General features: G+C 36.8%; 20 protein-coding genes and 1 other annotated feature. Of the genes, 3 read left to right on the top strand and 17 right to left on the bottom strand.

Annotation, left to right across the window (positions count from 1 at the left end):
- Positions 1 to 6: 6 nt before the first annotated feature.
- From A9C19_RS05105 to zapA, 9 genes are all read right to left on the bottom strand, one after another.
- Positions 7 to 780, bottom strand: coding sequence for an electron transfer flavoprotein subunit beta/FixA family protein (locus tag A9C19_RS05105; protein ID WP_072578939.1), 774 nt, complete (start codon positions 778 to 780; stop codon positions 7 to 9).
- 96 nt (positions 781 to 876) lie between these two features.
- Complete coding sequence (locus tag A9C19_RS05100; protein ID WP_072578938.1) at positions 877 to 1,650, bottom strand: enoyl-CoA hydratase; 774 nt, start codon at positions 1,648 to 1,650, stop codon at positions 877 to 879.
- A gap of 230 nt (positions 1,651 to 1,880) precedes the next feature.
- Entirely contained in the window at positions 1,881 to 2,471 is a 591-nt protein-coding gene (locus tag A9C19_RS05095; protein ID WP_072578937.1) for a fatty acid metabolism transcriptional regulator FadR, read from the bottom strand.
- Between the two features lie 209 nt (positions 2,472 to 2,680).
- On the bottom strand, positions 2,681 to 4,369 hold the full coding sequence (locus A9C19_RS05090) for an AMP-binding protein (RefSeq protein ID WP_072578936.1): 1,689 nt from the start codon (positions 4,367 to 4,369) through the stop codon (positions 2,681 to 2,683).
- 506 nt (positions 4,370 to 4,875) lie between these two features.
- Positions 4,876 to 5,280 carry a DUF350 domain-containing protein gene (locus tag A9C19_RS05085; RefSeq protein WP_072578935.1) on the bottom strand — a complete coding sequence of 135 codons (405 nt, stop codon included), beginning with the start codon at positions 5,278 to 5,280 and terminating at the stop codon, positions 4,876 to 4,878.
- A 14-nt stretch (positions 5,281 to 5,294) separates the two neighbouring features.
- Entirely contained in the window at positions 5,295 to 7,655 is a 2,361-nt protein-coding gene (locus A9C19_RS05080; protein WP_072578934.1) for an endonuclease MutS2, read from the bottom strand.
- A 46-nt stretch (positions 7,656 to 7,701) separates the two neighbouring features.
- Positions 7,702 to 9,426 (bottom strand): DNA polymerase/3'-5' exonuclease PolX, encoded by a 1,725-nt coding sequence (gene polX, locus A9C19_RS05075; RefSeq protein ID WP_072578933.1) that lies wholly within the window; start codon positions 9,424 to 9,426, stop codon positions 7,702 to 7,704.
- 305 nt (positions 9,427 to 9,731) lie between these two features.
- Positions 9,732 to 10,271 carry a CvpA family protein gene (locus A9C19_RS05070; RefSeq protein WP_072578932.1) on the bottom strand — a complete coding sequence of 180 codons (540 nt, stop codon included), beginning with the start codon at positions 10,269 to 10,271 and terminating at the stop codon, positions 9,732 to 9,734.
- A 9-nt stretch (positions 10,272 to 10,280) separates the two neighbouring features.
- On the bottom strand, positions 10,281 to 10,538 hold the full coding sequence (gene zapA / locus A9C19_RS05065; RefSeq protein WP_072578931.1) for a cell division protein ZapA: 258 nt from the start codon (positions 10,536 to 10,538) through the stop codon (positions 10,281 to 10,283).
- Positions 10,539 to 10,708: 170 nt separating this feature from the next.
- On the opposite strand from zapA, the gene rnhC reads away from it, so the two are divergent.
- The gene (rnhC, locus tag A9C19_RS05060; protein ID WP_072578930.1) at positions 10,709 to 11,641 is read left to right on the top strand and encodes a ribonuclease HIII; all 933 of its coding nucleotides are present in this window, start codon (positions 10,709 to 10,711) and stop codon (positions 11,639 to 11,641) included.
- Positions 11,642 to 11,869: 228 nt separating this feature from the next.
- Here the strand turns inward: rnhC and pheT are convergent, their stop codons facing one another.
- The 3 genes from pheT to A9C19_RS05045 form a co-directional block, all read right to left on the bottom strand.
- Positions 11,870 to 14,284 (bottom strand): phenylalanine--tRNA ligase subunit beta, encoded by a 2,415-nt coding sequence (gene pheT / locus A9C19_RS05055; protein ID WP_072578929.1) that lies wholly within the window; start codon positions 14,282 to 14,284, stop codon positions 11,870 to 11,872.
- Positions 14,285 to 14,297: 13 nt separating this feature from the next.
- Entirely contained in the window at positions 14,298 to 15,332 is a 1,035-nt protein-coding gene (gene pheS / locus A9C19_RS05050) for a phenylalanine--tRNA ligase subunit alpha (RefSeq protein WP_072578928.1), read from the bottom strand.
- Between the two features lie 146 nt (positions 15,333 to 15,478).
- Positions 15,479 to 15,719, bottom strand: a binding site (T-box leader).
- A 50-nt stretch (positions 15,720 to 15,769) separates the two neighbouring features.
- A complete protein-coding gene (locus tag A9C19_RS05045) occupies positions 15,770 to 16,522 on the bottom strand; it encodes a TrmH family RNA methyltransferase (RefSeq protein ID WP_072578927.1) in 753 nt (250 codons plus the stop codon).
- Positions 16,523 to 16,710: 188 nt separating this feature from the next.
- Here A9C19_RS05045 and sspI point away from each other — a divergent pair, with 188 nt between their 5' ends.
- Positions 16,711 to 16,920: a small acid-soluble spore protein SspI gene (gene sspI, locus A9C19_RS05040; protein ID WP_072578926.1), complete on the top strand. Its 210-nt coding sequence runs from the start codon at positions 16,711 to 16,713 to the stop codon at positions 16,918 to 16,920.
- Positions 16,921 to 16,999: 79 nt separating this feature from the next.
- Here sspI and A9C19_RS05035 read toward each other — a convergent pair whose 3' ends face one another.
- Positions 17,000 to 18,085: a M42 family metallopeptidase gene (locus tag A9C19_RS05035; RefSeq protein ID WP_072578925.1), complete on the bottom strand. Its 1,086-nt coding sequence runs from the start codon at positions 18,083 to 18,085 to the stop codon at positions 17,000 to 17,002.
- 82 nt (positions 18,086 to 18,167) lie between these two features.
- Positions 18,168 to 18,656 (bottom strand): dUTP diphosphatase, encoded by a 489-nt coding sequence (locus A9C19_RS05030; protein WP_072578924.1) that lies wholly within the window; start codon positions 18,654 to 18,656, stop codon positions 18,168 to 18,170.
- Positions 18,657 to 18,814: 158 nt separating this feature from the next.
- On the opposite strand from A9C19_RS05030, the gene A9C19_RS05025 reads away from it, so the two are divergent.
- Complete coding sequence (locus A9C19_RS05025) at positions 18,815 to 19,210, top strand: sigma-w pathway protein ysdB (RefSeq protein WP_072578923.1); 396 nt, start codon at positions 18,815 to 18,817, stop codon at positions 19,208 to 19,210.
- A 235-nt stretch (positions 19,211 to 19,445) separates the two neighbouring features.
- Here the strand turns inward: A9C19_RS05025 and A9C19_RS05020 are convergent, their stop codons facing one another.
- The 3 genes from A9C19_RS05020 to rplT form a co-directional block, all read right to left on the bottom strand.
- On the bottom strand, positions 19,446 to 20,015 hold the full coding sequence (locus A9C19_RS05020; RefSeq protein WP_158515055.1) for a TVP38/TMEM64 family protein: 570 nt from the start codon (positions 20,013 to 20,015) through the stop codon (positions 19,446 to 19,448).
- Between the two features lie 271 nt (positions 20,016 to 20,286).
- Positions 20,287 to 20,559, bottom strand: a complete 273-nt coding sequence (locus A9C19_RS05015) for a DUF1294 domain-containing protein (protein ID WP_072578922.1) — start codon at positions 20,557 to 20,559, stop codon at positions 20,287 to 20,289.
- Between the two features lie 140 nt (positions 20,560 to 20,699).
- Entirely contained in the window at positions 20,700 to 21,059 is a 360-nt protein-coding gene (rplT, locus tag A9C19_RS05010) for a 50S ribosomal protein L20 (protein ID WP_072578921.1), read from the bottom strand.
- Positions 21,060 to 21,092 lie beyond the last annotated feature (33 nt).

Below are 21,092 nucleotides of genomic sequence, written 5' to 3'. Positions count from 1 at the left end.
ACCCAATTAGACAACTTTAGCTTCATTTCTCAGAAGGGATACAAGTTCTGTTACTTGGTCTTGTAGCTCTCCTTCTAGTACTTTCCCAGCTTCTTTCTTCGGTGGTAAGAATATTTCAATGGTCTTTGTTTTTTGTTCAACATCGTCCTCTTCTAGATCTAAATCGTCTAGTTCAAGCTCATCTAATGGCTTTTTCTTCGCTTTCATAATACCTGGTAATGATGGATAGCGTGGCTCATTTAACCCTTGTTGCGCTGTAACTAATAGTGGTAATGTTGTTTCAATAACTTCGGAATCCCCTTCAACATCACGTGTTACAACTGCTTGATCCCCATTAATTTCAAGCTTTGTTATTGTGGTTACATAAGAGATATCGAGTAGCTCTGCTAATCGAGGTCCAACCTGTCCAGAGCCTCCATCAATTGCCACATTTCCACCAAGAATTAAATCCACTTCTTTATCTTTAAAGAATTCTGCAAGGATTCTTGACGTAGTATATTGATCTCCTTCTTCAAGATCGTCTTCCACATTTATTAAAACAGCCTTATCACACCCCATTGCTAAAGCAGTTCTTAATTCCTTTTCAGATTCCTCTCCACCGATTGTTACAACCGTTACTTCTCCACTATTTGCGTCACGAACTTGAATCGCTTCCTCAATTGCATACTCGTCATAGGGATTGATGATGAATTCTGCTCCATCTTCAGCAATTCCTCCGTTTTGAACAACAATTTTCTCTTCCGTATCAAATGTTCTTTTCATAATGACAAAAATATTCATTTCCCATTCCCCCATGTATAATAAGTCATTCATTCACCATTTCATTTAAACGCTACAACTTTAATTTCTGCTAAACATCATGATATTCCTCAAAGCTTATTTTCCAGTAAAGGTTGGTTTTCTTTTTTCAATAAACGCTGTAATACCTTCTTTTGCATCCGCACTACCAAATAGTGCACCAAATTCATCTGCTTCTTGTTTCATTCCTTCTGCATGAGATTTCTGCTTTGACGCATTCAGTAATGAGATCACAGCCTTAACTGATTGAGGGCTTTTTTGCGCAAATTTTGCTGCTATGTTTTTCACTTCATCTAGTAACACATCTTGAGAAAAAGCATGATTGGCTAAGCCTAGCTTTACTGCCTCAGCTCCAGAAATTGGTTCACTTGTTAGCATCATTTCTAAAGCACGTCCTGTCCCTACGTATTTTGGTAAGCGCTGAGTCCCCCCAAAACCAGGTATTATTCCAAGTTGAAGCTCTGGTAAGCCAAGTTTTGCGTCCTCAGTTACAATACGCATGTGACACGACATCGCAAGCTCTAGCCCTCCCCCAAGAGCAGCTCCATGAATTGCAGCAATAATTGGTTTACTGAAGGTTTCTACTCTTTCAAAAAGCTCCTGCCCTCTAGTAGCTAAGCTAGAATACGCTGCGCCGGAAGGCACTTGTACAAATTCTTTAATATCTGCACCAGCTGAGAAAAACCTTCCTTCGCCATGTAAAACAATGACTCTCACAGACTCATCGTTTTCAACTTCATCCAAAAAAGATGAAAGCTCTTTCAAAACACCTGATGCTAAAGCATTTGCTGGTGGGTTATTTATCGTTGCCACAGCAATAAAATTAGATTTAGTAACGTTTAAGAAATCCATGTTCTTTTTTCCTCCTTATTTTAAATAAGCCTTACTAAGGAAAATGACTTTATATCTGACTCTGTTAAACGTGTTTGTTGATTTTCATTAATGGCGTTTGCTTTTCCGCGTGGATCTTATGCCTTTTTCTCTTATCAACAACGTGCTACATTTACCTTTACTTTAACACAGCCTTATATTTAGAAAGTAAGGTGCTACGCATAATGGAGTGTTAGCACCTACTATAAATCCTATTTTTCTAGATGTTTAAATCCGTAAACGAATAAATCATGTACCTTTTTTGCTTGACTAGGTAAATCGTATTTTTGATCATTCATTACCCATGTTGTGACCGTTTCGTCAATCGTACCGAAAATCATTTGTCTTGCTAAACGTAATTCAAGATCTTCTCGAAATTCTCCTGTTTCCTGTCCTGCAGTAACGATTTTATCCACAACGTTTAAATACCCTTTAAGAACTTCATTAATTCTTAACCTAAGTTCTTTATTGGACTGTCGTAGCTCAAGTTGTGTTACAATCGCTAAATGATGATCTTCTGCAAGTAATGAAAAATGTTTTTCGATTAGAGAATAGAGCTTTTCAGCTGCTGAAGATTTTAATTCAATTTCCTCTTCAATTTTCTCAATGAAAATTCCCATCTTTTCTTGAAAAAGAGAGACAAGAATATCTTCTTTGTTCTTAAAATATAAGTAGATGGTTCCATCAGCAACGCCTGCTTGCTTTGCGATTTTTGAAACCTGCGCTTGATGATAGCCATTTTCAGCTATGACTATCACAGCTGCATCAATAATTTGCCTGTATTTTGGTTTTTTCTGCTTCAATTTCTTTACTCTCCTTCATAATGAATGAATCATCATTCATAATTTTATGATAATAATTCCTTCATATTCTGTCAAGCATAATTAGATAAATATTCTCGAAAGAATTCGAAACTATGTATCTTTCTCATGTCACATAGTTTAAATACATTCTTTACTAGTTCCATCCAAAGAGCCAGGTGAGCCCCTAAAGGTTCACCTGTATTCAATAGTTACTTAGCTTTTTTTAATTTATCTTTTTCTTCTTCAACTAATGCACGCCTTAATATTTTTCCTACTGCAGTTTTAGGAAGTTCGTCTCTAAATTCATAGATTCTCGGTGCCTTATATGCAGCTAAATTTTTTCTCGCATATTCATTAAACTCCTCTGTCGTTGCTTGATATCCTTCTTTTAAGACAATATAAGCTTTAACCGTTTCCCCTCTATACGGATCAGGAACACCCGCTACAACCACTTCCTGTACTTTATCATGTTCATAAAGTACTTCTTCTATTTCACGTGGATAAATATTGTAGCCACCAGCAATAATCATATCCTTTTTACGGTCGACGATAAAGAAATACCCTTCTTCATCCATATATCCTATATCCCCTGTTAAAAACCAACCGTCTTTAAAAGTAGCTTCTGTTTCTTCAGGTTTATTCCAGTATCCCTTCATAACTTGAGGTCCACGGATTGCGACTTCTCCAAGCTCATTAGGGTCAGCAGGGCCATCCTTTTCATAGGAATAAATCATTGAGTCTGTATTTGGCCATGGAACGCCTATACTCCCCACTTTTCGATGATCCCATATGAAGTTTGCGTGTGTAACAGGTGACGTTTCGGAAAGTCCATATCCTTCTACAAGCTTCCCGCCTGTTACCTGTTCAAATTTCTCTTGAACCTCTACCGGTAGCGGAGCAGAACCACTAATACAACATTTTATAGAAGATAGGTTATATTTCTTTATATCTTGGTGATTTAGTAAAGCAATATAAATAGTTGGTGCTCCTGGAAAAAGTGTTGGCTTTTGCTTCTCAATTGTTTTTAAAGCATCTGTTGCATCAAATTTAGGTAATAGAATCATCTTAAAAGCCTGCATAATGCCTAAATTCATCACAGTTGTCATCCCATAAACATGAAAAAAAGGAATAATGCCGAGAATAGATTCTTCTCCTCTTTTACATTTGTACATCCATTGTGAACACATTCTTGTATTTGAGGCAACATTATGATGTGTAAGCATTACACCCTTCGGAAACCCTGTCGTTCCACCCGTATATTGGAGTAATGCAAGATCTTCTTCAGGATGGATAGTTGGAATATTCGCTTCTGTTTTTGCCTCTTCCATTATTTTTTTCCAGAGGTAGGTAGTACCTTCATGTTCTACTTTGACAATCACTTGATTCTGTTTCTTTTGCACGAATGGATAAAGTAAATTTTTAGGAAACGGCAAATAGTCCTTAATACTTGTTACGATAATATGCTTCAAATTTGTTAACGCTTTCATTTTAGAAACTCTAGGATACAATAAATCCAACGTTACGATGAAAGTAGACTCGCTATCCTTTAATTGATACTCTAATTCTCTTTCCATGTATAAAGGATTAGTCTGTACAACAATCCCTCCTGCTAATAAAACACCATAATAAGAGATAACAGCCTGAGGACAGTTCGGAAGCATAATAGAGACTCGATCTCCCTTTTTAAGTCCTACTGTTTGGAAATAGTTCGCTAATTTCAACGACTGTTGATAAAGCTCTAAATAAGTTAAATCCTTACCAAGAAAGTGAATGGCAATCTTTGATGGAAATTCTGAAGCTGATTGTTGTAAGTATTCAAATAGTGGCTGGCTGGCTAGCTCTAATTCATGAGGAATTTCTTCTGGGTAATATTGAAGCCAAGGTTTTTGGTTTTCCACGCTTTTTCCCCCTTTGTCGCCTTACAAATGGATTTTTCCTACGGAAATAAAATCTACGTTCTCTGTACCACAACAGATCAATCGTGCATTCTTCCCCTTTATAAATAAGTATAACAGATTTTCATATTTTCAGAAATATAAAATATTTCAACCTATCTACACATTATCTTATATTCAGCTCTCCTTTCAAACATTCTTTTTTCTCAGGCGATCATCAATTGCTTGATATAGGATACTGCTGAATTTTTACATGCTGGTTACTTATAAAAGAAGCTCCCTTATAGCAAATATCTGTAACGATAGTCAATAACAGTGATCACAAGGGCTACAAAAAAGCGCAAGGCGCCCATTTATGCGTTGGGGCCTTGCGCTAGACACTCTATAACTACGTACAAAGGATACCGTTCTATCTTTTAAAAAAACATTAAAAACACAATTCCTATGAGTATAAATAAGCCACATAATCCGAACATTACCTTAGCCAACGTCTCCATTGTTATCTCTCCTTATAGACCTGCTCCGATGACAAAAGATAATCCTACCGAAATAACGAGCGAGATAAATCCAACTGCTCGGTTATCTTTTTGAATTTCTTCATCAATTTTAAATTTAGGTGTCATAAATTCATAGATAAAATAGCCAAGTAGAAGAAGAACAAAACCAAATAAGCCAGCTCCCATCATCTGCAGCAAACTATCATGCTGATGGATAGAAAAATGAAAGATATTCGCTATTCCAAAGATTTTACCGCCAGTTGCCATCGCAACAGCTATATTCCCTTTTTGAATTTCTTCCCAATTTTTATATTTGGTTACGAGCTCAAATATCGATAAAAAGACAATGATACATAACACGACTACACTATAATAAGCAGCCGTTTGTACTAAATGATGTTCCCAAAATGTATTCATAAAAATCTCCCCATTTATTTGAGTTCAACTACTGTAACGCCTGTTCCACCTTCACTCGCTTCACCAAACCTTGTACTTTTTACACTTCGGTGATTTTTCAACATTTCTTTTACACCTGTTCTTAGTGCGCCAGTACCTTTACCATGAATAATCGAAACTCTAGGGTAGCCAGCCAATACAGCATCGTCCAAATATTTTTCTACTCTTAAAAGGGCATTTTCAAAGCGTTCTCCACGTAAATCTAATTCTAATGAAACGTGATAGTCTTTCCCTTTTATGGTCGATAGTGGCTTCTGCTGAACTTCCTGTTTCGGTCTTTTACTATATTCAAGGTCCTTTTCTTTAACTTTCATCTTCATGATACCCATCTGTACTTGCCATTCTTTTTCATTTACCTTTTCGATTAAGTGGCCCTTTTGATTAAAGCTAATGACCTTTACTTCATCCCCTGGTAAAAGTGTTTTCTGTTCTTGTTGCTTTTTCTCTACTTTTTTACTTTTCTCAAAGTGAGGAGTCGCTTCTTCCAATCGTTTCTTTGCATCTATTAATTCATGCTCTTTTATAGTAGCATGCTGATCTTTCCTTAGCTTACGTAAATCTTGTATTATTTTTTCAGCTTCTTGTTTTGCCTCTTCTAGCTTTTCTTCTGCTTTTTGTTCTGCTTGTTCATATAAGGCATCTTTTTTATTATTGAATTCTATAATTTGACGCTGTAATTCCTTATGAAGCTGTTCTGCTTCTTTACGAATTTTTTCTGCCTCTGTTACCTCTACTTCTGCAGCTTTTTTACTTGTTTCTAGTGAAGCAATCATAGTATCTACTTCATTACGTTCATCACTCATTTGCGCCTTGGCCATTTGGATGACACGATCTTGTAAACCGAGTCGTTTTGAGATTTCAAAAGCATTACTTCGACCTGGTACACCAATTAACAGCTTGTACGTTGGGCTTAATGTATTAATATCGAATTCAACACTTGCATTAACTACTCCGCTTCGATTGTAGCCATATGCTTTTAATTCTGGGTAATGGGTTGTCGCTACAACTCTTGCGCCGCGATTATATACCTCATCTAGAATTGAAATAGCTAAAGCCGCACCTTCTTGTGGATCTGTACCTGCTCCTAATTCATCAAACAAGACTAGACTTTTAAAATTTACTTTATCAAGAATATCCACAATATTAACCATATGTGAAGAGAATGTACTTAGGCTCTGTTCAATTGACTGTTCATCTCCAATATCGGCATAAACCGCTTCAAATACTGCTACTTCTGATCCATCAAGGGCAGGAATTTGTAAGCCTGCTTGTGCCATTAATGTACATAAACCAAGCGTTTTTAATGCTACAGTTTTCCCCCCTGTATTCGGTCCCGTAATAACTATTGTTGTGAAATCTGTACCTAGCTCGATATCATTTGGTACAACTTCATTGTCAGGGAGTAACGGATGTCTAGCTTTAAATAATTGAATTCTCCCATCATTATTCACAGCTGGTCTTGTGGCTTTTATTTGCTTTGCATATTTAGCTTTGGTAAACATAAAGTCCATTTCGGCTAAACATTCAACATTATGCAAAATTTCCTCACTATGTTCCGCTACTTCACTTGAGAGAATAGATAAAATTCGTTCAATTTCTACCTTTTCCTTCACTTTCGCTTGCTGTAGCGTATTATTTAGGTCGACTACAACTTGTGGCTCAATAAAAAGAGTAGCCCCTGAGCTTGATTGGTCGTGAACAATACCACCATAAGAGCCACGATATTCCTGTTTTACTGGGAGTACAAATCGGTCATTTCTAATCGTAATGATCGCATCAGATAGCATTTTTGTTGCAGAAGAGGAGCGTATCATTGATTCTAACTTTTCTCTTACACGCGCTTCTGTTGTTCTCAATTGCTGACGAATCCCTTTAAGCGCGTCGCTTGCTGTATCTAGAACATATCCATTGTCATCTATGCATTCTGTTATCTTTCTTTCAACCTCTTGTAAAACGACGATTTGTTCAGATAAAACCGGTAAGTGATGGAGCTCAATTTCTTCCTCCACCATCTTCTCTATAAAACGCTTCATGTTTCTACTTGCATAGAGAGTACCTGATACTTCGTTAAGCTCTCCAGCACTAAGAACCCCACCAATTCTTGCACGCTTGATCGTTGCACGTATATCAACTAAACCACCAAGGGGAATATTTCCTTTTAAACGTAATACTTTAGCCGCTTCATCCGTTTGCTCTTGTGCGACAACTACCTCTTCAAATTGAATAGAAGGTGTTAAGGATTTTGCCTTTTCCTTACCTAACGAGGAGGAGGCATAATTCACAAGCTGACTTTTCACTTTTTCAAATTCTAATACTTGTAATACTTTTTGTTGCAAAATGATAAACCTCCCGATTCATAATGCACAGCCTATAGTTTATTCGTCACGATTTATGATGACGATTTAAGAATGCTTTAACTTGATCAAGTTCCCACGTATTAATCACATTCTTCCTTTCAATCCAGCCTTTTATTGCTGTTGAGACTCCAATCGGCATATGCTCTAGCATCTCTGTATTATGTGCATCCGTATTAATGACAAGCTTAACTCCCGCCGCTTGTGCTTTTCTAATAGCTTCTGCATTCAGATCTAAACGATTTGGATTAGCATTTAACTCAAGAGCTGTATCTGTTTCCTTCGCAAGCTGGATCAGCATGTCAACATCTACATCATAGCCCTTACGTTTGCCAATAATTCTTCCTGTCGGATGAGCAATCATATCTACATGTAAGCTTTTTAATGCTGTTGTTAAACGTTCCATAATTACATCCTTGGGTTGAGAAAAGCTCGAATGAATAGATGCGATAACTAAATCCATTTCCTGAAGTAGTTCCTCATCATAATCTAATGTTCCATCTGGTAAGATGTCCATTTCTACACCTGCTAATATGGTGATATCTTCATATTCTTTATTTAATTTATCTATTTCTTTCCTTTGAGCAAGAAGACGTTCTGGGTTTAGTCCATTCGCTACTTTCAAGTACTGTGAATGATCTGTAATAGCCATATATTTGTAGCCTTTCTTACGGCATGCTTCAACCATCTCTCGTACTGTAAATGCCCCATCACTCCAGGTTGAGTGCATATGGAGGTCGCCCTTTATATCGTCCAGAGAAATAAGCTTTGTGTCTTCCTTATAAAGCTCGACTTCTGTTCCATCTTCTCGTAGCTCTGGTGGAATATGAGGTAATTGAAAGTAGTGATAAAATTCTTCCTCTGTTTCAAATGTCGTTACTTCATTTGTTTCAACGTTTTCCACACCATACTCGCTAATTTTTTCTCCCCGTTCTTTAGCAAGCTGTCGCATTCTTACGTTATGATCCTTTGATCCAGTAAAATGGTGTAAAGTCGTCGCAAATTCTTCAGGTTTAACCAATCTAAAATCAACACTTACTTCATATTCATAGCTTAGCTGTACCGATACTTTCGTATCACCACTCGCAATCGTCTCGGTTAGATTTTGAATAGCTAATAACTGCTCTCTTACTTTGCTAGGATTATTTGTTGAAATAATGAAGTCTAGATCTTTAATCGTTTCTCTCATCCGACGAAGACTTCCTGCTCTTGAGAACCTCTCTATTCCCTCACATTTTCCTAAATACGCTTCAATTTCTTCCGCTATCGGTAACATAAATGCAATTGGTAAACGATCTGGTCTACTTCCCATTTCAGCTATTGCGGCTACTATTTTCTCTTCAGATTTCTTACCAAAGCCAGCAAGCTCTTGGATTTTATTTTCTTCGCACGCTACTTTCAGAGCCTCAACACCATCAATTTGAAGTTCTTTATAAAGCTTAGCTATCTTTTTTCCACCTAGTCCAGGAAGCTTAAGTAAAGGCAATAAGCCGGAAGGTACTTCTTCCTCTAACTCCTGTAGTACTTCCGATTTCCCTATATCTACATATTCCTTAATAACAGCAGACGTCCCCTTACCAATACCCGGTATTTTTGTGAAATCCTCGATTTGTGCTAAGCTTCTGTCATCCACTTCAAGAGCATTTGCTGCTTTTCTAAAAGCAGATATTTTAAACGGATTATCACCCTTCAGCTCCATAAGGACAGCTATTTTTTCTAATAATTTGATAATATCTTTTTTATGTAATTCCATTTTTATCACCTCATATTACAGTTCTATATAGAATAGTCTACGCACCTTGTCTGAGTTAGCTTGTTTAATCAGAGATTGTTAATAGTGACTAGTTACATCCAATGCTTTCTTTTTGTTGATTACCTAAACATCATACAAAGAAAGCGACAATAAGTACATTTTTATAGTTTCAACAGAAGTGAGGAAAACTATTTATGTTGCCAGAGGACCACTATGTACAAGCCTATACTTTCTGAAAGTATAAAAAAGAGGTCGACTAAAAAAGATCAAATCCCCTGTCGGGAGCTGCTTTTATTGTCTGCCTCTTATGATATGTATTGAATCCAAAGCTCATTTACTTTATCAGAGAAATATGGAGTATGATTAACAATTAAATCCGCAAGAACAGATTGATCTAAAGCAAGCTGTAGCTGTTCAATAGGTAAAAGTGCACCTATAAAGAGGATAATAAATAAAACTAAGTATGATTCCAAGAATCCTAGTATTGAGCCTGCCCAACGATTTAACTGCTTCAAAACCGGTAATAGTGCAACAAAGTCTAACATTGCCCCAATAATATGCATCACAATCTTAGTCCCAATAAATAAGATTACGAATGCTACTGCTCTGTAATAAGCGCCTTCTAGATCATCTCCATCTAAAAGACTAAGGAAAACAGATCCTTCACTAGTAACAGGGTACGGCACCCAAAGTTTTAATTTCGGTGCTAGTTGGTCAAAATATTTGTATGCTACAATATAGGCAATAACAAATCCTGTTAAGTGGATAAATTGAAGGATAAATCCACGCTTTAAGCCAACCAGTATTCCAAATAATAAAATAATGACGAACACGAAATCTAGCATTTCTTAGCTTCAATCCTTTTCTATTAGTTGTTTCTCTAACTTTTCATATTCTTCTTTCAGTTTTAAATAATCATGGACTACATTAACAGCAGTAAGGACTGCTAGCTTATTTATATCTAGAGATGGATTTTTACTATTAATCTCTCTCATCTTATCATCAACAATTGAAGCAACAGCTCGGATATGGCTTGTGCTCTCAGTACCGATAATGGAAAATTGTTGACCATAAATATCTACAGTCGTTTTCGATTTAGGGCGATTTGACAACGATTAATCCTCCATTTCCTGCAAATCCTATTCCTTATCATAACATGAAGCTTTATGATATGGGAAGAAGGACAATTTTTGCAATGAAAGTAATGGCAATGCGAATGATTCCTTCCTTCTTTAAATCTAGTTATAAACGATAATGAACCAATTAAGAAAGGATGTCTATTTTGGCAAACTCAGTGATTAAGGTGAATGAAAAGACAATAAAAGATATGGAGCAATTTTATAAAGTACACCGTACAGACAAAACACCACCTGGAGCTATCTTCTCTGCAAAAGCAAATGGATGTACCATCACTGCATACAAATCAGGAAAGGTTCTCTTTCAGGGTGGAACCGCTCAATTAGAAGCTACAAAGTGGGGGAAAGAAGAGGCACCAAAACAGCCAAAAACACAATCAAAAAAAACTCCATCAGGATATCAACCACCCCATAATATAGCAGAGCTTTCCATTATAGGTTCTGACGAAGTAGGGACAGGTGATTTTTTTGGACCAATAACGGTTGTTGCAGCCTATGTGAAGAAAGACCAAATTCCGTTAATCCAAGAACTAGGTGTGAGGGATTCAAAAAACCTGAAGGACCCACAAATCATCCAGATAGCAAAGAACTTAATTCATACAATTCCTTACAGTTTGCTTGTTTTACATAACGAGAAATATAACGAGCTTCAACAACGTGGAATGTCACAAGGAAAGATGAAAGCATTATTACATAATCAAGCCATTAATAACCTATTAAAAAAAATATCCCCTGAACGTCCAGATGGCTTATTAATTGATCAGTTTGTTAATCCTGCCATTTATTTCAATCATATTAAAGGCAAAGAAATACCACAGGAAAAAGCCTATTTTTCTACAAAAGCTGAGGGCGTCCACTTAGCAGTTGCTGCGGCATCCATTATTGCTAGATACTCATTTGTAAAAGAATTCGACCGTTTATCCGAAATTGCTGGGGTGACATTGCCAAAAGGAGCTGGTGCACATGTGGATCTTGCTGCGGCGAAAATCATCAATACTCGAGGGACGGATTTTTTAACCACCATTACGAAAAAACATTTTGCTAATACGGAAAAAGCGCATAAAATATCGAAAAAGTAATTAGGTCTTAAACACTGATGCACAATAAAACAAAAGCACTAGGATTTTGGTCAATCTCAGGAAATCAGATGAATTAAAAGTTCCTTGACTTCCATGCTAAATGCTTATGAGCTCAGGGGGACTAAGCGCTAAACCTGGATGTCTAAGCATGCATCTTTAATCGATCGTTTCCTCAACAACAAAAAGGAATCTCCTCTTTACGTTCGAGAAGATTCCTTTTTGAATTATTTATCCTCTAAGTGTTGCTCCTACTTTTTCCTCAACGGCTTTTAACACTTTCTCATGTGTTTTTGATACATCTTCATCCGTTAACGTTTTTTCTGGATCGAAGTAGCGAAGAGAGAATGCAACAGATTTTTTGCCTTCTTCCAAACGATCTCCTTCATAAAGATCAAAAACAGAAACTTCTTTTAGCATCTTGCCACCCGCTTCTGTAATCACCTGCTCGATGTCTCCAGAAACAACTTCTTTATTAACAACTAAAGCAATATCCCTTGAAATAGATGGGTAACGAGGGATGATTTCATATCGTGTTTCCTCAACATGAGCTACTAATAAATCAACTAATGATATTTCGAATACATATGTTTCAGCTAAATCTAACTCTTTTTGAACTGTTGGATGCACCTGTCCAACATACCCTACTAGCTTTTCATCTAAATAAAGTTCAGCTGTTCTTCCTGGGTGCATTCCTTCACGTTTTGCTTGCTTATATTGAATATCTTTTGACAAGCCCAGGAGTTCAATAAGACCATCAATTATTCCTTTTACCACATAAAAGTCAACAGCTTTCTTCTCACCCTGCCAGGAATGAGCGTGCCATAATCCTGTAACTGCTCCGGCTAAACGTTCTTTTTCTAATGGTTGAACGTCCGCTCCTTGTGAAAGGAAAACAGAGCTAATTTCATATAATGCTACTTGATCAATTTGACGAGCAACATTGTATCGTACTGCATCTAATAAATGTGGAAGTAAGCTTAAACGTAATACGCTTCTTTCCTCACTCATTGGTAACGATAGCTTCGTGATATCAGAGGTTTCTAGTGCATATCTCGCTGCTTTCTCTTCACTTGTTAACGAGTAGGTGATTGCTTGATATAAACCGCTACCTTCTAAGTATCGACGAACACGACGACGTTTTTCTTGGTAATCAGTTAGCTTTCCTGGAAAAGCCTGACCTACTGGAAGTGTTGTCGGAATATTATCATACCCATACATTCTCGCTATTTCTTCAACTAGGTCCTCTTCAATTGTGATATCTCCACGTCTTGTTGGAACTGTGACTGTTAAGGTTCCATTATCTTGTGTTACATCAAATTGAAGACGTTCAAGGATTGTAACCATTTCTTCAGTACTAATGTTCATTCCTAAAACTTTGTTCACTTTTTCAACTGTAGTTTGAACTACAGCTGGTTCGAAATTTTGTGCGTTTACTTCAACAGCACCTTCTAGAACTTCTCCATCCGCATATTGAGAAAGTAATTGAGCTGCACGTTCTGCAGCTGCATGTACTCGATTTGGATCAACACCCTTTTCGTAGCGTGCACTTGCTTCACTTCTTAAGCCATGATCTTTCGATGCCGTACGAATTCTTTGTCCATTAAATAATGCAGATTCTAATAAAATGTTTTTCGTATCTGATTGAACCTCAGAATTCGCTCCACCCATGACACCCGCTAAGGCAACTGGCTCAGTTCCATTTGTGATGACAAGGTGTTCGCTAGTTAACGTACGCTCTTGATCATCCAATGTTACGATTGTTTCTCCTTCATTCGCTCGACGAACAAGAACTTCCTTAGAACCAAAACGATCAAAATCAAAAGCATGTAACGGTTGACCGTACTCTAATAATACATAGTTAGTAATATCGACTACGTTATTATGGGGACGAATACCCGCTGCCATTAATCGAGCTTGCATCCATAATGGAGAAGGTTTGATTGTTACATTTTTTATTACCTTCGCAACGTATAATGGATTATCATCCGTTGCTTCCACCTTAACATTTACATAGCTAACCGCTTTTTCACTAGCTGTAGGATATTGAATTTCTGGATATTTCACTTCACGATGTAAAATCGCTGCAACCTCATGAGCTACACCTAACATACTTAATGCATCAGATCTGTTAGGCGTTAATCCTAATTCAAGGACAGCATCATCTAACTGAAGCTGTTCTAATGCGTCGCTTCCAACTTCTACATCATTCGGGAAAACGAATATCCCTTCTGAATATTCCTTCGCGATAAGCTTTGATTCCACTCCAAGCTCTTGTAAGGAACAAATCATCCCATTAGACGCTTCACCACGAAGCTTTGCTTTCTTAATTTTGAAGTTACCTGGTAATACAGCACCAACTGTTGCAACCGCTACTTTTTGGCCTTTATCGACATTTTTTGCTCCACAAATAATTTGAACAAGCTCACCCGTACCTAGATCTACTTGACACTTGTTTAATTTATCTGCATCTGGATGCTGTTCTTTTTCTACAACATGACCAATAACAACACCTTTAATCCCATCATTAAGGACGTCTACACCCTCAACTTCAATCCCACTTCGGGTAATTTTCTCTGCTAATTCGTCTGGAGTAATGCCAGATAAATCAACGTAATCTGCTAACCATTTATATGAAACAAACACATTAAACACTCCTTTAAGCTCGTTTGAATTGTTTTAAGAAACGTACATCATCTGTATAGAAATGACGAATGTCATCAATACCATATTTCAACATCGCAATACGCTCTGGTCCCATACCAAACGCGAACCCACTGTATTTTTTAGAATCGAATCCAGCCATCTCTAGGACGTTCGGATGAACCATTCCAGCTCCTAAGATTTCAATCCAACCAGTTTTCTTACATACATTACATCCTTTTCCACCACAGGAGAAACAAGAGACGTCCACTTCAACAGATGGCTCTGTAAATGGGAAAAAGCTAGGGCGTAAACGGATTTCACGCTCTTCACCAAACATTTTCTTTGCAAAAACTTCAAGTGTACCCTTTAAATCGCTCATACTAATACTTTCATCTACTACAAGTCCTTCAATTTGTGTAAATTGATGTGAGTGTGTAGCATCATCACTGTCACGGCGATACACTTTACCTGGACAGATAATCTTAACTGGTCCTTGCCCTTTATGTTCCTGCATCGTTCTTGCTTGTACAGGGGAAGTATGTGTACGAAGTAGTAACTCCTCTGTAATGTAGAAAGAATCCTGCATGTCTCGAGCTGGATGTCCCTTTGGAAGATTTAAGGCTTCAAAATTAAAATAATCCGTTTCTACTTCAGGACCTTCTGCAATTTGATAGCCCATCCCTAAGAATAGATCTTCTATTTCTTCCACAACAGCTGTAATTGGATGATGATTCCCAACTTTAACAGGTCTACCTGGCAACGTTACATCAATCGTCTCTTTTGATAGTTTTTCCTCAACTGCTACCTGCTCTAAATGCTCTTGTTTCGTAGAAATAGCTGTAGCAATCGCTTCTCTTACTTCGTTCGCTAATGCTCCCATCACTGGTCGTTCTTCAGCCGATAATTTACCCATTCCACGTAAAACTTCAGTGATAGGTCCTTTTTTCCCTAAATATGCGACACGAATGTCATTTAGCGCTTTTAAATCTTGTGCTTGCTCTACCTTCTCAAGCGCTTCTGTTTGAAGCTGTTTTAACTGCTCCTGCATGAGTTTTTCCTCCTTTAATATAAAAGAATGTTAGACGTCGTTTCACAACTAACGGCTTAACATACTATTTTTAAGAAAATGCACAGATGAAATTGAGCATTTCACTAAACATACAAACTTTAGGGCAAAACAAAAAACCCGCCCCTAAAAGGGACGAGTTTGAATTCGCGTTACCACCCTTGTTAACTATGTAAAATAACGTACATAGCTCACTTCATTTCCATAACGGTAAAAACCGGAACACCTTTACATACATACTTTATGGTCCAAGTGTCAACTCAAGAGGTGAATTCATTTACATTAGTCCCATAAAATGCTTTCAGTCTAAGGCATTTATTCCCTGATATGGGCCAATCATAAACTACTCTTCTCTGTCATCGTTTTGTTCATATGTAATTTCTATCTTATTATAATCAAAACATTTTGTTACCGCAAGCTTACCCGCGTAAATGATAAAGAAGAATACCTGTAGCTATCCCTACATTTAACGACTCAGCTTCGCCATAAATAGGAATATATAAATTCCTTGTTGTTTCTTGTAGAAGAGCACCATCTACACCGTTTCCTTCATTTCCAATCATTAGACAAAATTTGTCTGAAGGAGAGACTTCCTTATAAGGAACTCCATTTTGTAAGGAAGTACCATAAACAGGTACATGGTTGTTTTTAAATGTAGAGATAGCGTTCTGTATACTTCCCTTAACAATTGGTATATGAAAGATAGAGCCTTGGCTTGAGCGAATTACTTTTGAATTATAAGGATCAACTGTTCCTTCACTAATGATCATTCCATCCATCCCGGCTGCATCGGCTGTTCGAATAATAGTCCCCAGGTTTCCAGGATCCTGAACATTATCAATTAATAAGACTTTCTTCCAATTCATAATCGGATGCTCATTTTCCTTGTCACAAATTGCCGCTACACCTTGTGGAGCCTCCGTATCACTTATTGCTTTCATCACTTCTTTTGTTACAAGTGAAATGGATAGACCATCTACATTCCAATGAGTAGGGAGTGTTAACTCTTCTGAGATAATAAGTAGCTTAATCATTTCTTTCCGTTTTAATGCTTCCTCAACTAAATGGATTCCCTCAATAAGATAGGTACCGGTAGCCTCACGTTCTTTTTTTGTATGAAGCTTTTTCCATTGCTTTACTTTTGGGTTTTTTACTGATTCTATACGATCCACTTTCATACTCCTTTTTACTAAACCATCATTATATTTTTGTTTCATCCATTCTTTAAGTTGCTTTCCTAATGGGTACTCCCATTTGTTTGTCCACTCGAAAAATTCTCTTTCTCATCATACATAACTATTCCCTTTTTAACAAATCCTATTTGGTAGGAAATAAGAAAACTACTAAGGAGTGTGTTGACATGAATTTAAATCTACGCCATGCCGTTATCTCAAATGTCTCAGGGAATAATCAAGGTCAGCTTCAAGATACAATTGTTGATGCCATTCAAAGTGGCGAAGAGAAAATGCTACCAGGTTTAGGAGTATTATTTGAAGTCATTTGGCAAAACGCGGACGATCAAGATAAACAAGAAATGCTTGCTACTTTAGAACAAGGGTTAAAAAAATAAACAAGATACACTATGCCTCACTATTTCCTTCCTGAGGCTAGAACATAAAAATGCCGGGACAAGTGCCCCGGCATTTTTTTTATTCGAACGTAATTTTATTCACTGTATCACGATCAAGTCGTTTTACTACCTCAGTAATAAGCTTTACTGCATGTTCATAGTCATCACGATGAAGCATAGCAGCGTGAGAATGTATATAACGAGTTGCAATCGTAATAGAAAGAGCAGGTACTCCATTTGCAGAAATATGGATCGCTCCTGAATCTGTTCCACCGCCTGCAATAGCATCAAATTGATATGGGATATTCAATTCATCTGCTGTATCTGTCACTAAATCACGTAACCCTTTATGCGAAACCATTGATGCATCATATAAAATAATCTGCGGACCATGTCCCATTTTACTAGCTGCTTCTTTCTCAGAAATACCAGGAGTATCCCCTGCAATTCCTACATCTACTCCAAAAGCTATATCTGGTTGAATGAGGTTAGCTGACGTTCTTGCGCCACGCAACCCTACTTCTTCTTGTACTGTTCCAACACCATAAACAATGTTAGGGTGGTCAGTATCTTTTAAGTTCTTAAGAACATCAATTGCAATCGCACAACCAATACGGTTATCCCATGCTTTTGCTAATAGCATTTTCTCATTGTTCATAACGGTAAATTCAAAATAAGGTACAATTTGATCTCCTGGCTTTACACCGAACTCCATTGCTTCCTCACGGCTTGATGCACCAACATCAATAAACATATCTTTAATATCTACAGGTTTTTTACGAGCTTCTGGAGGTAAGATATGTGGCGGTTTAGATCCGATCACTCCAGTAACATCACCTTTTTTCGTAACTATTGTTACGCGCTGTGCAAGCATGACTTGGGACCACCAGCCACCAACTGTTTGAAAACGGATAAATCCTTTATCATCAATTTGAGTCACCATAAATCCTACTTCATCTAAGTGACCTGCAATCATGATTTTCGGTCCATTCTCCTGACCAACTTTTTTCGCGATTAAGCTTCCTAAGTTGTCAGTCACTACTTCATCAGAATAATTAGTTATGTATTTTTTCATCACGTCACGAACTTCACGCTCATTACCTGGAATGCCTTTAGCATCCGTTAAATCCTTTAGCATTGTTAATGTTTCATCAAGCTTTTTCATTATGTAGCCTCCTTTAAGTAAGCATCAATTATTATTATACATGAAAGAAAGTCAGAAGCGAAACACCCTGACCCCAAACGCTTTAATACCCTTGTTCTTGCCTTTGATGATTTACTTCATTTTTTGACACGTAGGCTTGCTCAACTTGATCAGCTGAAAAGCCAAGTAAATTTCCTAAAAGTAAGTATTCCTCAAAGAGTTGTTTATGATTTTCTTTCGTATGGTTCATTTGAAAGGAATTGATCCCTTGGTATACACGTAAAAATTGCTCAGTAAGTGAATGATCTCCAGTTTTTTCTTCCAGAATAACCGCAGACTCTGTACCAATCTCTAAGCCTAGTGAAAGAATAAAATGTATCCCATCAACAAATTCCTCTAAAATAACATCTGTTGTGGCAGGCGCTTTTAAGCTCCAAAATTTAAAACAACGCGTTTCATTTGCAAGCTCTCCTACTTCAACAAGTAAAGCAAGAATTTTTCTTTCTATTAAAGATTCTTTCTCTAATTGGTGCTGTGTTTCAATTTTTTTATCAAGTTGTTTTTGCATATTATATAATGTAGTTACATTCATGGTATTGCCTCCAATACGTTTAGTTTGTTATATTAGACCACTTTTTTTCATTCGAAATACGAAACCTACTAAAAAGTATAACAAATTTTAAAAAACATGAAACCTTTCCGCTTACTAATACGTAAGTAATGAAAAATACCCTCAGGAGGGGTTGGAGTATGTTTGTCATTTTATTACGTTTACTATTAATCATCCTTATCCTTTTTCTTATCTATTCAGGATTTAAGTATTTATTTAATCCAAAACGGAAGCTAGAATTAGCCCATGAACAGAAACAATTTTATTTTCTAGATGACAAGGATAATGTAAGAAAGAATTTTTCACTTACGTACAGGGGTGTTTTATTTGAAGGAGAAAAATACCTAGGGACAACTACAAACTCTTTTGAAGTAGTATCCATCTTTATCTGGGCAAAATCAACAAGTAAACTGCAAGGTCTATCACTAGAGGATTTCGTCTACATTGAGGAAAATGTTAAAAAGCACTATCCCTATGCAAAAGTTGATTGGAAAAGCCCTATCAAAGAGCTTCTTGTAAAAAAGAGTGAGGAATAAATGTAAAAAAGACTAATTGAGTTAATTTCATAAATCGAATCCTTAGAGCCTTAAGGGCTTTCATGACGCAACAAGAGAGTACCCCAAGTAAGTACAACACAAACTTATGAAACTTTAGGAAGACACCTTATGACTAGTAAACGAAAAGGAGTAAACACAACCATTGGATGTATTTACTCCTTTTCGTTTATATCTGGTAGCGAGATTCTTAGATCTTGAGATAATGTCAAAGGAATCAAACGGTATCCTTCACAAAAAAATCGCTCCACTTTATAAAAACTTGCTTCTCTCTAAAAAGATACGTTAATAAAAGTAGCCCTATCATAAAAGCTGCAATTAAAGCAGGGGACAAATTATGAATAGCGGCACCAAGGAACGTAAAAAAGGTTGCTGACGGAATATGTGTAATAAATGATAATTTCGTATATCGACCAAGAGTTTTTGTCTTTTCAAAGATACAAAGAGAAATGAGCGAGAAATTCACAAACGGAATCATTCGTAAAAGAATAATTTGAATTGTCGACAAGCTAGTATAAGCTCCTAACCATCTCACTTTCATGCCAACAAATCGTTCAATTAGAGAGGGAAACACCTTCGAAAAAAGATAAAATGTTAAGCTAGCACATGTTAATCCGATGATCGACAGAATCGAACCGAAGAATGTTCCAAACAATAACCCGCCCGCCACACACACTACTGCAACTGGAATAAATAAAAACTGTCTTATAATATGAAAGCAAACAAAAAACAAAGGGGCAAAAAAACCAGTTGTCTGAATAGCTGTTAATACAGTAGAGGTTGCCAATTCTATTGTTCTCACCACTTTCTTAGTTGATATTCTAGGTGATGGTATTCATACTATCATACGAGAATTCACGAACATTATGCGTATGGTTTTCTTCTCATTTTATAATAAGGCTGTTTTCGCATAAATTGTTGTTTTCCTAAAAACTCCTAAATTCAAGATTTTCTTCTTCGGTACAAAGTATGTTTAGTGAGACCAACTCTTTTTCCTTGGCAATAAATTTTAATGATGACAATATCCCTTGAAATGAATACTAAATAGCAACCAAGTTTTAAGAAAAGAGCCTTAAATAAAAACTAACCACACCCACTACCTGAATTGATCCGAGTACTGGTAAGCCAATTTTAAAGGATCGATGCTTCGTTTTGTGTCTAAACCATATCATACCGAAATAGCAACCAAGAGAACCACCAATACTAGCAGTCCACCAAATAGTCGCTTCTTTTATCCGCCATTGCTTTTGTCTTGCCCGCTGTTTATCACTATACATGATAAATAATCCTATGAGGTTTACTATTAAAAAGTACCATAAAATGTATTCCATTTTCTTTCCTCCTTTCCTACAAAACAGGATTTTTTGATTCCTTCTACTCATCCCCCTTTAAAAAGACAAATAACAAAAAGAGCAAAAACTACATTAAAAAAAGAGTTGATCCCTTTTTAGAATCAACTCTCTTTACTTACTTATTTGCTTAATTGTGCTTTAGCAGCGTCAGCTAATTGAGCGAATGCTTTTTCATCTGTAACAGCTAAATCAGCAAGCATTTTACGGTTCACTTCGATACCCGCAAGCTTTAAACCGTGCATTAAACGGCTGTAAGAAAGACCATTAATACGAGCAGCTGCATTGATACGAGTGATCCATAATTTACGGAAGTCACGTTTCTTTTGGCGACGATCACGGTATGAGTACATCCATGATTTCATTACCTGTTGGTTTGCAACTTTGTATAATGTATGTTTAGAACCGAAATAACCTTTAGCTAATTTTAATACTTTTTTACGACGTTTACGTGAAACGATACCGCCTTTTACTCTTGGCATGTAAATTCCCTCCTATATTACGATGTTTCCGAA

Origin of the sequence: Bacillus weihaiensis (assembly GCF_001889165.1) — a bacterium.
GTDB classification, from domain to species: domain Bacteria; phylum Bacillota; class Bacilli; order Bacillales; family Bacillaceae; genus Metabacillus; species Metabacillus weihaiensis.
Note: the sequence above shows the minus strand (reverse complement) of the source record. Positions and strands in the feature narration are given on the sequence as shown.